At 67.6% G+C, this 13,153-nt stretch carries 12 protein-coding genes; 4 read left to right on the top strand and 8 right to left on the bottom strand.

Translation table 11 applies throughout. The features are described 5' to 3' along the window. Nucleotide 1: 1 nt before the first annotated feature. The 6 genes from nirD to VHA82_RS03940 all read right to left on the bottom strand — a co-directional run bounded on the left by nirD (nt 2) and on the right by VHA82_RS03940 (nt 7,426). Nucleotides 2-475 carry a nitrite reductase small subunit NirD gene (nirD, locus tag VHA82_RS03965; RefSeq protein WP_325540565.1) on the bottom strand — a complete coding sequence of 158 codons (474 nt, stop codon included), beginning with the start codon at nt 473-475 and terminating at the stop codon, nt 2-4. A 2-nt stretch (nt 476-477) separates the two neighbouring features. After that, nucleotides 478-2,919 carry a nitrite reductase large subunit NirB gene (gene nirB, locus VHA82_RS03960; RefSeq protein WP_325540481.1) on the bottom strand — a complete coding sequence of 814 codons (2,442 nt, stop codon included), beginning with the start codon at nt 2,917-2,919 and terminating at the stop codon, nt 478-480. Continuing rightward, nucleotides 2,916-3,758, bottom strand: a complete 843-nt coding sequence (locus VHA82_RS03955) for an ABC transporter ATP-binding protein (RefSeq protein WP_414708620.1) — start codon at nt 3,756-3,758, stop codon at nt 2,916-2,918. Before VHA82_RS03955 ends, nirB begins: the two co-directional genes overlap by 4 nt. Before the next feature lie 12 nt (nt 3,759-3,770). Beyond that, complete coding sequence (gene ntrB, locus VHA82_RS03950; RefSeq protein ID WP_325540479.1) at nt 3,771-4,634, bottom strand: nitrate ABC transporter permease; 864 nt, start codon at nt 4,632-4,634, stop codon at nt 3,771-3,773. A 13-nt stretch (nt 4,635-4,647) separates the two neighbouring features. Then, entirely contained in the window at nt 4,648-5,964 is a 1,317-nt protein-coding gene (locus VHA82_RS03945; RefSeq protein WP_325540477.1) for a CmpA/NrtA family ABC transporter substrate-binding protein, read from the bottom strand. Between the two features lie 229 nt (nt 5,965-6,193). After that, nucleotides 6,194-7,426: a nitrate- and nitrite sensing domain-containing protein gene (locus VHA82_RS03940; RefSeq protein ID WP_325540475.1), complete on the bottom strand. Its 1,233-nt coding sequence runs from the start codon at nt 7,424-7,426 to the stop codon at nt 6,194-6,196. 49 nt (nt 7,427-7,475) lie between these two features. Here VHA82_RS03940 and tsaD point away from each other — a divergent pair, with 49 nt between their 5' ends. Beyond that, a complete protein-coding gene (gene tsaD / locus VHA82_RS03935; RefSeq protein WP_325540473.1) occupies nt 7,476-8,504 on the top strand; it encodes a tRNA (adenosine(37)-N6)-threonylcarbamoyltransferase complex transferase subunit TsaD in 1,029 nt (342 codons plus the stop codon). Nucleotides 8,505-8,531: 27 nt separating this feature from the next. Here the strand turns inward: tsaD and VHA82_RS03930 are convergent, their stop codons facing one another. Together VHA82_RS03930 and VHA82_RS03925 are read right to left on the bottom strand one after the other, a co-directional pair. Further along, a complete protein-coding gene (locus VHA82_RS03930; RefSeq protein WP_325540471.1) occupies nt 8,532-9,611 on the bottom strand; it encodes a hypothetical protein in 1,080 nt (359 codons plus the stop codon). 100 nt (nt 9,612-9,711) lie between these two features. After that, on the bottom strand, nt 9,712-10,098 hold the full coding sequence (locus VHA82_RS03925) for an Hsp20/alpha crystallin family protein (RefSeq protein WP_325540470.1): 387 nt from the start codon (nt 10,096-10,098) through the stop codon (nt 9,712-9,714). Nucleotides 10,099-10,258: 160 nt separating this feature from the next. On the opposite strand from VHA82_RS03925, the gene VHA82_RS03920 reads away from it, so the two are divergent. The 3 genes from VHA82_RS03920 to rpsO all read left to right on the top strand — a co-directional run bounded on the left by VHA82_RS03920 (nt 10,259) and on the right by rpsO (nt 13,092). Then, on the top strand, nt 10,259-11,536 hold the full coding sequence (locus VHA82_RS03920) for a branched-chain amino acid ABC transporter substrate-binding protein (RefSeq protein ID WP_414708619.1): 1,278 nt from the start codon (nt 10,259-10,261) through the stop codon (nt 11,534-11,536). A 4-nt stretch (nt 11,537-11,540) separates the two neighbouring features. Continuing rightward, nucleotides 11,541-12,713, top strand: coding sequence for a pyridoxal phosphate-dependent aminotransferase (locus VHA82_RS03915; protein WP_325540468.1), 1,173 nt, complete (start codon nt 11,541-11,543; stop codon nt 12,711-12,713). Between the two features lie 115 nt (nt 12,714-12,828). Further along, complete coding sequence (rpsO, locus tag VHA82_RS03910; RefSeq protein ID WP_325540466.1) at nt 12,829-13,092, top strand: 30S ribosomal protein S15; 264 nt, start codon at nt 12,829-12,831, stop codon at nt 13,090-13,092. The last annotated feature ends 61 nt before the right edge of the window (nt 13,093-13,153 follow it).

Raw genomic sequence — 13,153 nt, 5'->3', positions numbered from 1 at the left:
GTCATTCCCGCGAGGGCGGGAATCCAGAGCGTTCCTCGGTGTCCGGGACGCCCTGGGTCCGCGCATTCGAAGGGACGACGGAGCTGGGGGTGGAAGCGGGCCGCGAACAGCGTTCGGGCCCCGCGACCGGCTTCGCCGCATCGATCCCCAGGCTCGCGAGTTCCACCGCGTCGAGATACACCGCGCCGTCCTCCACCTTCACCCGGAACTTCGGCGTGCGGCCTTCGTCCGGCTGCCGCGCGCAACCGTCATCGAGGCCGACAGTCCAGTTGTGCAGCGGGCAGGCCACGCTCGTGCCGAACACGATGCCCTGCGAGAGCGGCCCGCCCTTGTGCGGGCAGCGGTCGAGCAGGGCGAAGACCCCGCCCTCGGCGTTGCGGAACACCGCGACATCCATCCCCTGCGGCCGGCCGATGCGGCGTGCGCCCAGCACGGGGATGTCCGCCACGCGGCAGACGAGCTTCCATTCCCCCATGTTCATGCCCCGGCCACCTCGATGCTCGCGAACTGCTTCACGTCGACACCCGCCTTGTCCAACTCGAACCAGGGATCGGGCTCGCCGTCGAGCGCGAAGCGAAGGCGCTCCCACAGTGCCTCGCGTCCCGCGGCATCCTCCACGATCTTCCTCTTCACATAGTCGAGCCCGACGCGCGAGACAAAGTGCACCGTGCGTTCGAGGTACCAGCCTTCTTCGCGATAGAGCTGCAGGAAGGCGCCCGCGTACTCGAGCACCTCCTCGGACGTCTTCACCTTCACGAGGAACTGCGCCACTTCGGTCTTGATGCCGCCGTTGCCCGCGACGTGGATTTCCCAGCCCGAGTCGACGCCGATCACGCCCACGTCCTTGATGCCGGCTTCGGCGCAGTTGCGCGGACAGCCGGATACCGCGAGCTTCACCTTGTGCGGCGCATACATGCGCCAGAGCGCGCGCTCCAGGTCCTTGCCCATCCGCGTGGAGTCCTGCGTGCCGAAGCGGCACCACTCGCTGCCGACGCAGGTCTTCACCGTGCGCAGCGCCTTCGCGTACGCGTGGCCGGAAGGCATGCCGATGTCGCGCCAGACGGCCTGCAGGTCCTCCTTCTTCACCCCGAGGAGATCGATGCGCTGCCCGCCCGTCACCTTCACCGTCGGGATGCCGTACTTGTCGACGACGTCCGCGATGCGGCGCAATTCCGCCGCCGTGGTCTCGCCGCCCCACATGCGCGGCACCACCGAATACGTGCCGTCCTTCTGGATGTTCGCGTGGCTGCGCTCGTTGATGAAGCGCGACTGCGGATCGTCCACCGCTTCCTTCGGCCACGTCGAGATCAGGTAGTAGTTGATCGCCGGCCGGCAGGTTGCGCAGCCGTCGGGCGTGCGCCACGCCATGAACGCCATCGCCTCGCCGACCGTGAGCAGCCGGTTCGCGCGGATCGCGTCGCGCACTTCCTGGTGGCTGTGGTCCGTGCAGCCGCACAGCGCCTTCTTCTTCGGTGCGGCCGAGTAGTCGCCGCCGGCCGTGAACATGATGATCTGCTCCACGAGCCCCGTGCAGGAGCCGCACGAAGCGCTGGCCTTCGTGTGCCTGCGCACATCGTCCAGCGTGAAGAGGCCCTTCTCCTTGATCGCCTTGCAGATGGCACCCTTGCTCACGCCGTTGCAGCCGCACACCTCGTCGGCATCGGCCATCGCGGCGGCCTGGCTGCGCCCTTCGTGGCCCGCATCTCCGATGTTCGATTCGCCGAACATCAGCTTGTCGCGGATGTCCGCGATGCTGCGGCCTTCGCGCAGCAGCCTGAAGTACCAGCTCGCGTCGACCGTGTCGCCGTAGAGGCATGCGCCCACGAGCCTGTCGTTCCTGATCACGAGCTTCTTGTAGACGCCGCCGAACGGATCGGACATGACGATCTGCTCGGTGCCTTCGCCGCCCATGAACTCGCCGGCGGAAAAAAGGTCGATGCCGGTCACCTTCAGCTTGGTCGACGTGAGGGAGCCGCCGTAGCGGCCGATGCCAAACCGCGCAAGATGATTCGCCGCCACCTTCGCCTGCTCGAAAAGCGGCGCGACGAGGCCGTATGCGACGCCGCGATGACTCACGCATTCGCCCACGCCATAGATGCGCGCGTCGGTCACCGTCTGCATCGTGTCGTTCACGACGATGCCGCGGTTGCAGTGCAGGCGCATGCGCTCGGCGAGTTCCGTGTTGGGCCGGATGCCGACGGCCATGACGACGAGGTCCGCGTCGATCGCGCTGCCGTCCCTGAACCGCACGGCCTTCACGCGGCCGTCCTCGCCGCCCGCGAGCTCTTGCGTCTGCGCGCCGATCATGAAGCGGATGCCCCGGTCTTCCAGCGACTTCTGCAGCAGCCGGCCCGCCACGTCGTCGAGCTGGCGTTCCATGAGCCAAGGCATCACGTGCACCACGGTCACGTCCATGCCGCGCGACTTGAGGCCGTTGGCGGCTTCGAGTCCGAGCAGGCCGCCGCCGATCACGACCGCCTTGCTGTATTCGCGGGCCGCTTCGATCATCGCGTGCGTGTCCGCGATGTCGCGGTAGGCGATCACGCCTTGCAGGTCCCGGCCGGGCACCGGCAGGACGAACGGATTGGAGCCCGTGGCGAGCAGCAGGCGGTCGTATTCCTCCTCGGTGCCGTCCTCGGCGCGCACGATGCGCCGCACCCGGTCGACTTCGATCACCTTCTTTCCCGCATGCAGCGCGATGCCGTTGTCGCGGTACCAGTCCCATGAGTTCAGCACGATCTCGTCGAGCGTCTGCTCGCCCGCGAGCACGGGCGACAGCAGGATGCGGTTGTAGTTCGGATGCGGCTCGGCGCCGAACACGGCCACGTCGTACAGCCCGGGCGCGATCTTCAGCAGCTCCTCGAGCGTGCGCACGCCGGCCATGCCGTTGCCCACCATCACCAGGCGTGACTTCTTCATGCGGCGGCCGCCTTCGCGACGCCTGCGGCTTTCGCGCCGCGGGCGATGGACTCCACCTTGCGCTGCTTCTCGTAGAGGAAGGAGAGGATTTCCTGTCGGCAGTGGTTGTAGGTCTTGTCCTCGGCGAGCGCGATGCGGTCGCGCGGACGCGGCAGGTCCACCTGCATGATCTGGCCGACGGTCGCCGCGGGGCCGTTGGTCATCATCACCACGCGATCGGACAGCAGCACGGCCTCGTCCACGTCGTGCGTGATCATGAGGACGGTGTTGCCGAGCGCGGCCTGGATGCGGATCACCTCGTCTTGCAGGTGCGCGCGCGTGAGCGCGTCGAGCGCGCCGAACGGCTCGTCCAGCAGCAGCACCTTCGGCTGCATCGCGAGCGCCCGCGCGATGCCCACGCGCTGCTTCATGCCGCCCGAAATCTCCGAGGGCAGCCGATGAAGCGCATGCTCCATGTGCACCATCTCGAGATTGCGCAGCACCCAGTCGCGCCGCTCGGCGGCCGTCTTCGTGTCGCGGAAGATCTTGCCGACCGCGATCTCCACGTTCTGGTAGACGGTGAGCCAGGGCAGGAGCGAGTGGTTCTGGAACACGACGGCGCGATCGGGCCCGGGCTGGTCGACCTCGCGTCCGTCGAGGATCACGCCGCCCGCGCTCGCCTTCAGGAGCCCCGCGACGATGTTGAGCACGGTGGACTTGCCGCAGCCGGAATGCCCGATGAGCGTGATGAATTCGCCTTGCGCGACGGCCAGATCGATGCCCTTGAGCACCGGATTCGCGCTCGCGCCCTGGCCGAAGGTCATGTCGATGCACGAGAGGGTGAGGTAGCTCTTCGTCATGGCGAATCCCTTTCAGCTCGCGGCGGTGCCGCGGGTGACCTTGCGGCCGACGAATGCGACGACGCGGTCGAGCGCGAAGCCGACGAGGCCGACGTAGACGAGCGCGAGGATGATGTCGCTGATGCGCGAGCTGTTCCACGCGTCCCAGATGAAAAAGCCGATGCCCACGCCGCCGATCAGCATCTCGGCCGCGATGATCGCGAGCCACGAGAGGCCGACCCCGATGCGCAGCCCCGAGAAGATGAAGGGCGCCGCGGCCGGCAGCATGATCTTGCCGAAGTACTCGAGCCCCGAGAGGCGGATCACCTTCGCGACGTTGCGGTAGTCCTGCGGGATGTTGCGGATGCCGATGGACGTGTTGATGATGATCGGCCAGATCGACGTGATGAAGATGACGAAGATCGCCGACGGGTGGCCGTCGCGGAAGGCGGCGAGCGAAATCGGCAGCCACGCGAGCGGCGGCACCGTGCGCAGGATCTGGAAGAGCGGGTCGAGCCCGCGCAGCGCCCAGGTGGACTGGCCCACGAGCACACCCAGGCTCACGCCCGCGACGACGGCGAGCGAGTAGCCCCAGGCCACGCGCTTCAGGCTCGCGGCGAGCTGCCACGCAATGCCGACGTCGTTGCCGCCGTGGTCGTAGAAGGGATGCGCGATCAGCTCCCAGCAGTCCTGCACGACCTTCGAAGGCGCGGGCAGCGCGGCGCCGGGCCGGGAGCCCGCGATCTGCCAGAGGATGAGCAGCACGCCGATGATGACGAGCGGCGGCAGCACGCGCTCGACGAACACCCGCAGCGTGGCAGCGAGCGCGATGCGCAGTGCGCCCGGCGGCCGGGTGGCCGCGAGCGGCAGGGCCTCGACAATTTCAGCGGTCGTCATGGCGCTTTTCTCCTCAGGCCGACTTGATGTACTTGATCGAGAGGCTTTCGAGGTACTTCCTCGGATTGGCCGGATCGAAGACCTTGCCGTCGAAGAACTTCTCGACGCCGCGGGACGTGGAGGCGGGAATGTCCTTCGCGTCCACGCCGAGCTCTTTCGCGCACTGCCGCCAGATGTCCTCGCGATTCACCTTCGCGATGAGCGACTTCGTGTCGAGGCCGGGGGGCAGGTAGCCCCAGCGGATGTTCTCGGTGAGGAACCAGAGGTCGTGGCTCTGGAAGGGGTAGCTCGCCTGGTCCTTCCAGTAGCGCATCTGGAATCTGCTGTTGTGTTCCACGCGGCCGCTGCCGTAGTCGAAGTCGCCCTTGATGCGATCGACGATGTCTTCGACGGGTGCGTTGATCCAGCGGCGGCGCGAGCAGATTTCGGCCACCTCGGCGCGATTCTTCGCGTCCTCGCACCACATCTGCGCTTCCATCACCGCCTTCAGGAGAGCCTTCGTCGCGTTGGGATTCGCCTGCACATAGTCCGCGCGCAGTGCGAAGGCCTTCTCCGGGTGGTTCATCCAGAGCTCGCTCGTCGTGAGCGCCGTGTAGCCGATCTTCTGGTGAATGAGCTGCAGGTTCCACGGCTCGCACACGCAGAAGGTGTCCATGCTGCCCACCTTCATGTTGGCGACCATCTGCGCCGGCGGCACGACGATGGTGGTGATGTCGCGGTTGGGATCGACGGCGTTGGCCGCCATCCAGTAGCGGATCCAGAGGTCGTGCGTGCCGCCGGGAAACGTCATCGCCGCGTTCACGGGCTTGCCCGTCTTCACGCGCTTGGCAAGCAGCGCGTGGCCGAACGCCTTCGCATCCACGCCCACCTTCAGCTCCTGATATTCCCGGGCCACCGAGATGCCCTGGCCGCCCAGGTTGAGCCGCGCGAGGATGTTGATGGGCACCTGCACGTTGTTGGCGGTCACGGCCCCGGTGGTGATGAGATAGGGCATCGGCGTGAGGATGTGCGCGCCGTCGATGCCGCCCGCCTTCGAGCCGAGCACGATGTTGTCGCGCGTGGCGCCCCAGGACGACTGCTTCTGCACCTCGACTTCCGTCATGCCGTGCTTCTTGAAAAAGCCCTTCTCGTCGGCCACGAAGAGCGGCGCGGCGTCGGTGAGCGCGATGAAGCCGAGCTTGGCCGCGCGGGTTTCGGGCGCCGCGGCCTGCGCGCGGGCATGCCTCACGGGCAGGAGGCCGGCCACGCCGGCCGCAGCCAGCATGCCTGCGCCTTGCAGCACCGTGCGGCGCGAGGGCGCCCTCGTGATCGAAGATGCGTTGCGGTTCATCGTGCGGTTCCTCTCCAAGCGAAGGTCAAGAAAAAAAAGGCGTCCATCCGCCGCCTCGCGAGCGCGAGACGAGGGATGGACGCCGTTGTCCATTCGGGGTCGCCGAAACGGGCGGCCCGTGGGCCCGTGCCGCCTTTGGCTCGGGCCTTGCCTTGCAGGCAAGCACGAGGCGTGCCAGCGATGACGAAAGAGCGCCGGCGCACGCCTTGCGTGCGCGACGAAGCGCGGTTCAGCGCGTGCGGCCGGGCAGCACGTCCGCCGTGGTGAGGATCGCCTCGGCCACGTCCACGAGACGCCGGTTCTGGTTCATCGCCGTCGTGCGCAGCATCTTGTGGGCTTCCTCCTCGGTGAGCTGGCGGTGCGCCATGAGAAGGCCCTTTGCACGCTCGACGAGCTTGCGCTCGTTCAAGGTGCTCTTCACCGCGTCGAGCTCGTCGCTCATCGCCTGCAGCCTTCTGGACTGGTCCTGCACCATCGTGACGATCGAACGCTCGAGATTGGGGCCGTAATGCGAAGGCGGTGCGTTGGGCGGGGCTTCGCTTTGCCGGCGGTCCAGTTCGGCAAGGAGCGCCTGCTGGTCGCGCAGTTCCTCGCGGGCCTGCGCCATGCGCCTTTCGCACACGCGCCGCAGGTTCGCGGCGAGCGCGTCCTCGACGGTGCGCATCGCATCGAGCCGGCGGGTGCAGGCCTCATACCAGGTCTGCCCGAGCATGGCGCCGGCTTCGTGAGGTGTCGGCGGGGCCCATCCGACGCGGCGCAGCCGCTCGATCTCGCCGGCGAGCTCGGCGTCGTGGCTCGCATGCTCGATCGCGAGCACGCCCGGGTCGCAGAAATCGAGGAACACCTGCAAGGACCCGTGCTGCAGGTCGATGAGGTGCTGCCAGTCATGGCGCGTGGACGCCTCCACGCGGCCCGATGCGAACACCGCGCTGCCGAACGCGCGCTCCTGGCCCGCGAATTCCTTGCCTTGCATGAAGCTGAACATGGCCACGAGCGCGCGGGAGATCTCCGGGTCGCCCGCGTTGTCGGCCGCTTCGAAGACCGCGGCGAGCAACTGCGCGATGAGTCGCGAATAGGCCGCGGTGGCCTCGGCCGTCCCGGGCTGAAGCCGGTCGATGCGCAGGCGCGTCGCGGGCAGCATCTGCAAGCCCTGAATCGCGACTGCGATGCGCGCGAAGAGCCGCGCCCCGTTGGGCATGCGGCCGGCTTCGGTCTCCAGGCCGTCGAACCATGCGAGCACTTCTTGCTGCCGCGCGTCGCTCGCGAGGCGCTGCCGAGCGAGCTGGTCGCCCGAGCGTTCGCCTTGCGAGCCGAGATAGAGGCTCGACACGCCGCGTTCCCGCTGCAGCGCATGGACGAGGCGGCCGATGCGACCCGCGAGCTCGCACGTGCGCGCAAGGCGTTCGAGCTCGACGATCTCGCACTGCCTCGCGGCCACCAGGAAATTCAATCCGGACTTCATTCGGGCCAACCGGCAGCAACAACCGTGCCGCGCACTTACACTCGGACGCATGAGAGTGCTGGGCATCGAGTCATCCTGCGACGAGACCGGCGTCGCGCTGGTCGACGCCGCCGAAGAGGGCTTGCCGCTGCTGCGCGCGCAGGCCCTGCACAGCCAGGCCGACATGCACCAGGCCTACGGGGGCGTGGTGCCCGAACTCGCGAGCCGCGATCACATCCGCCGGGTGCTTCCTCTGGCCGAACAGGTGCTGTCGAATGCCCGCAGCACGCTCGCCGATGTGGACGTCATCGCCTACACGCGCGGCCCGGGGCTCGCGGGGGCGCTGCTCGTGGGCGCCGGGATCGCGGTCGCGATGGCCGCCGCGCTGCGCAAGCCGGTGCTGGGCGTGCACCACCTCGAAGGGCATCTGCTGTCGCCGTTCCTGAGCCGCGATCCGCCGCGATTTCCCTTCGTCGCGCTGCTCGTCTCCGGCGGCCACACCCAGCTCATGAACGTGCAGGGCGTCGGCCGCTACCGCATCCTCGGCGAGACCATCGACGATGCGGCGGGAGAAGCGTTCGACAAGAGCGCGAAACTGCTGGGCCTGGGCTACCCGGGGGGGCCGGCGCTCGCGGAGCTCGCGCGGCACGGCAATCCGCAGGCCTTCAAGTTGCCGAGGCCGCTCATGCATGGCAGCGGGCTCGACTTTTCTTTCGCCGGACTGAAAACGGCTGTGCTCACTCAGGCGAAGCGGCTCGGGCCCGATCTGGATGCGCGCCGCGCCGATCTGGCCGCATCCACGCAGGCCGCCATCGTCGAGGTGCTCGTGCGCAAGGCGCTCTCCGCGTTGAAGCAGACGGGCCTCGAGCGGCTCGTCGTCGCGGGCGGCGTGGGAGCGAACCGGCTGCTCAGGCAGCAGCTGAACGTGGCGTGCGAAAAGCGCGACGTGCGGGTGCACTACCCGGAACCTGCCCTTTGCACGGACAACGGCGCCATGATCGCGATGGCCGCCGCGATGCGAATCCAGGCGGGCGTGGAAGCGCCCGGCGAGACGTACGCTTTCGACGTGAAGCCGCGGTGGAGCCTGAACGACGTGTGAGCCGGGTCGGGCGAGACAGCGACGATCTCAGCGCAGTTCGGCGTGACGGCGCGGTCGTGTCGTGGCTGGCGGTTCGTCGTTCACGAGGCGCACCGCACCTGGATGTTTCCTGGCCGATGCGCGCAATCTGGATTCGGCGGAGTCCGGGCTGGTGTCGTCCGACCTGCGCACCGCCACGGTGACGTTGAGGTCGTCCGAGACCCTGATCTCGGCGACGAGGCAGTTCTGCCGCCGAAGATAGTCATGGCACCTGGCTCGCGCGGGCCAATCGTGGCCGAGTTCTTTGCGAACGGTCTCCGAGATCGCGCCCCACATCTCACCGGATATCACGACGATCAGGTCTTCGTCCTCCAGCCGCCGAAACGCGTCGAACATCGCCTGCTCTCCCGCCGGGCCGATCTTCAGGTTGGCAGGCTGGTAAGTCGCGAATCCCGTGCACAGGTCTTCCGCGATGCCGTTCGGTCGCAAGATACCGGTGGCATGCAGGAACCCCACGGAAATCACCACCCGGTCCTGGTCCTGGGGTTCGTCCAGCGCCCGGTCGATGTCGAAGATCCCGGGGTCGGTGAACACCGCGAATCTCGACGTGGTGTCCTGCCTTGCGAGCGCAGCTTCCAGGCGAGGCCGTGCCTGGGCGTCACGGGGCCGCACCTGTTCTGCGACGAATTCGGCGCACGATGCCCGGTCGGACGCAAGGGTCACCGGCTCGCAATCCGCTTCTCTCCGGCGCAGGGTTGGCACGGGGTAGGCCACGTTCGCTTCGCGATAGACAGTGACCCGTCCACTCAGCGCTTCAACGGAGAGGCCAAGCACCGCGATGTTGTGCGGCGCCTCGTGGTGCTCCGGCATGAGGACGAAGCGGGCGGGCAGCGCGGCGAGAGTCTCCTGGTATGCCTGCGCGGGATTGCGCCGGGAGGCGGACGGCGCGGCGTCACACCGGCCGAGCAGCCCGAAGGCCGCAAGCCCCGCGGTCAGCGTGGTGCGCAGCGACGCCCGCCGTTGCGACAGCGCCGCGGTGGAGCGGCCATCATGAAACCGGACGTCGAACTCATCCGACGGGATCGCGTGGGTCGACAGGGGCGAAGTGCCTGAAGGGGGCTGTGGCATCGGGTATTCCTCCTGCCCCGATCCTGCTCAGGAAACCCGCGCCGCGGAACATACGCGCGGATATCCGCTCCATACGGATATCCGCGCGGGAATGCAGCCCTTACCTGACTTCGATCTTGCGAGCCTTCGAGACCGGCTTCGCCTTCGGCAGCACGAGCACGAGCACGCCGTTTTCGAGCTTGGCGGTCGCCGACTCGGCATCGATTTCCTCGGGCAGTTCGTACGAGCCCTTGAACTGGCGCTTGGCGGCGGCCGCGGTCTCGATGCTCACGACGGCGCCTTCGATGTTCACGACGAGCTCATCGCGCGCCACACCGGGCAGGTCGAGCGTGGCGGTGTAGGCCGCATCGTCCTGGGTGAATTTCACGCTCGAGTACGCGGGCGTGAAGAACGCATCGTTCAGGAAGCGTTCGAAGCCGCGGTCGAAGCCGCGCAGGGCGGGGCTGTAGGAACGGCTGCGAAGGGCGGGGGCGAAGAACATCGACATGGGTTGCTCCTTTGTTGGCAAAAATTGGGCGGCGGACTCGGCACGGATTCGCGGCACGGATTCGTACCGGCACGTCCCTTACACTGCGCGGCTTTCGAACGTGATCGCCGCATGCACGGCAGTTGGGCGCCGGGTGTCTTTTTTCAAGGAAGATCGAGAGATGAATTTCGCGCGCAGGTGGGTATTGAAATCGCTGATGCTGGCGCTATTTGCGCCCGCTTTCGCGTTCTCGCAGACAGCGTTGCCGCCGATCAAGGTGGCGATGATCGAAGGCCTTTCGGGGCCGTTCGCCAACACGGGCGAGGCCGCCTTTCGCAACCTGCTGTGGGCCGTGGAGCGCGTGAACGCGCGCGGCGGCGTGAAGACGCGCGAGGGCGCGCGCGCACTGCAGCTCGTACGCTACGACAACAAGAATCAGGCCGAGGAGTCGGTGGCCGCGCTGCGCTCCGCCATCGACGACGGGGCGCGCTTCGTGGTGCAGGGCAATTCTTCGGCGGCGGCGTCGGCGCTCGTCGAAGCGATCGAAAAGCACAACGAGCGCGAGCCCGGCAAACGCGTCGTCTTCCTCAATTACGCGGCCGTCGATCCGAGCCTCACCAATGAGAAGTGCAGCTTCTGGCACTTTCGCTTCGATGCCCATTCCGACATGCGCGTGACGGCACTCATGCAGTTGCTGAAGAACGACAAGTCGGTGAAAAGCGCCTATCTGATCGGGCAGGACTACAGCTTCGGCCAGGTGGTGCTGCGGGAGGCGAAGCGCCAGCTCGCCTTGCAGCGGCCCGACGTGCGCATCGCCGGCGAGGAACTGCACCCGGTCGGACGCATCAAGGACTTCCTGCCGTACGCCGCGAAGATCAAGGCGAGCGGCGCGCAGGCGGTGATCACGGGCAACTGGGGCAACGACCTCACGCTGCTCGTGAAGGCCGCGCGCGACGCCGGCTACGACGGCAAGTTCTACACCTTCTACGGCAACGCGCTGGGCGCTCCCGCGGCCATCGGCGACGCCGGCATCGGCAAGGTGATCGCCGTCGCCGACTGGCTGCCCAACGCGCCGGGTGCGGCGAGCGAGGCGTTTTACCAGTCGTTTCGCAAGCGCTTTCCCAATCCCGCCGACGACTACGTGCACATGCGCATGCAGCTCATGATCGAAGCGCTCGCGCAGGCGATCGAAGTGGCCGGATCGACCGACGCCGTCGAAGTCGCGCAGGCGCTCGAGCACGCGAGGGTCACGCTGGCCGGGCAGTCCGGTGCCATGCGCGCGGCGGACCACCAGTTCCAGCAGCAGCTCATGGTGGGCGTGATGGACCGGCAAGGCACGCCGGGGGTGAAGTTCGACGTCGAAGGCTCCGGCTACGGTTTTCGCGTGGTGAAGGTGGTGAGCGCGTCCGAGGCGGAAATGCCCCACACGTGCAGGATGGTGCGTCCTGCCTCAAACTGAGGCCATGCGCACCGCCATCCAGAACCTCGAAGAGTCGAAGATCCGTGAAGTCGCCAATGCCGGCATGGGACGGGGCGACGTCCTGGCCTTCTGGTTCGGCGAAAGCGACGAGCAAACTGCGGAATTCATCCGCGAGGCCGCCATCGAGTCGCTGAGGCGCGGCGAAACCTTCTACACGCACAACCTGGGGCTGCCCGAGCTGCGCGAAGCGGTGGCGGCATACACGGCGAAGCTGCATGGCGGCGTGGACCCGCAGCGCATCGCCATCACTTCGGGCGGCGTGAACGCTCTCATGCTCGCGGTGCAGGCGCTAGTGGACGCTGGCGACGAGGTCGTGGCGGTGACCCCGGTGTGGCCCAACCTCACGGCCCAGCCCGCGATCCTGGGCGCGAACGTGCGGCGCGTGTCGCTGCGGCCGCGGCAGGGCGCGTGGCGGCTCGACCTGCAGGAATTGCTGGATGCGGTCACGCCCCGGACGCGCGTCCTGATCGTGAACGCGCCGAACAATCCGACGGGCTGGACGCTCGCGCGCGAGGAACAGCGCGCGATCCTCGACCACTGCCGGGCGACGGGCACGTGGATCCTCGCGGACGAGGTGTACGAGCGGCTCTACTACGAGGAAACGCCGAACCGCTGCGCGCCCTCGTTTCTCGACCTGGCGACGGCCGAGGACAGGCTCGTCGTCGTCCACAGCTTCTCCAAGAGCTTTCTCATGACGGGGTGGCGGCTGGGATGGCTCGTCATGCCGCATGCGATGACGCGTCCCATGGGCAAGCTGATCGAGTTCAACACGTCGTGCGCGAGCGTGTTCACGCAGCGCGCGGCGCAGGTCGCCATCGAGCGCACCGAAGACGTGACGCCGCAAGTGGTGAGCCACCTGAAGCTCTGCCGTGACACGCTGGTGCCGCTGCTGCAGCCGCTGCCGGGCGTCGAAGTGCAGCCCGCCCGCGGCGGCATGTACGCGTTCTTCAAGCTGAGCGGCTGCGACGATTCGCTGGCGGTGGCGAAGCGGCTGGTGGCCGAAGCCGGGCTCGGCCTTGCGCCGGGCGATGCCTTCGCGCGGGAGGCGCAGGGGTGGTTCAGATGGTGCTTCGCGTCGAAGGACGTGGCGCGGCTTCGTGAGGGAGTGGATCGGCTGGCCGCGTGGCTCGCGGGGCAAGGGGAGCTCGCGCGGTGAGCGCAAGAGGCGAAGTCGCGCGGCCCCGGCTATAATCCCCAGGTTCCGCATCCTGCGGATCGCACGCTGGGCCAGCGAATTCCCGCGACAGCGCAAGTCACCCAAGGAAGAACCAATGACCGCCCTCAACAAGGCCGAGATCGTGGCCGCCCACTCGCGTGGGCAGAACGACACCGGCAGCCCCGAAGTCCAGGTCGCGCTGCTCACCGCGCGCATCAACGAACTCACCCCGCACTTCAAGACGCACGCCAAGGACCACCACGGCCGCCGCGGCCTGCTGCGCCTGGTGAACCGCCGCAAGAGCCTGCTCGCGTACCTGAAGGACAAGGACGCCGAACGCTACACGGCTCTGATCGGCAAGCTGGGCCTGCGCAAGTAGGCGCAAGCGCAAAAACCATGAAGGCGCCTGAGTTGGTTCCACGCTAGCTCAGGCGCTTTCG

The organism is Ramlibacter sp., assembly GCF_035548915.1.
In the GTDB taxonomy this organism is placed as follows: Bacteria; Pseudomonadota; Gammaproteobacteria; order Burkholderiales; family Burkholderiaceae_C; genus Ramlibacter.
Note: the sequence above shows the minus strand (reverse complement) of the source record. Positions and strands in the feature narration are given on the sequence as shown.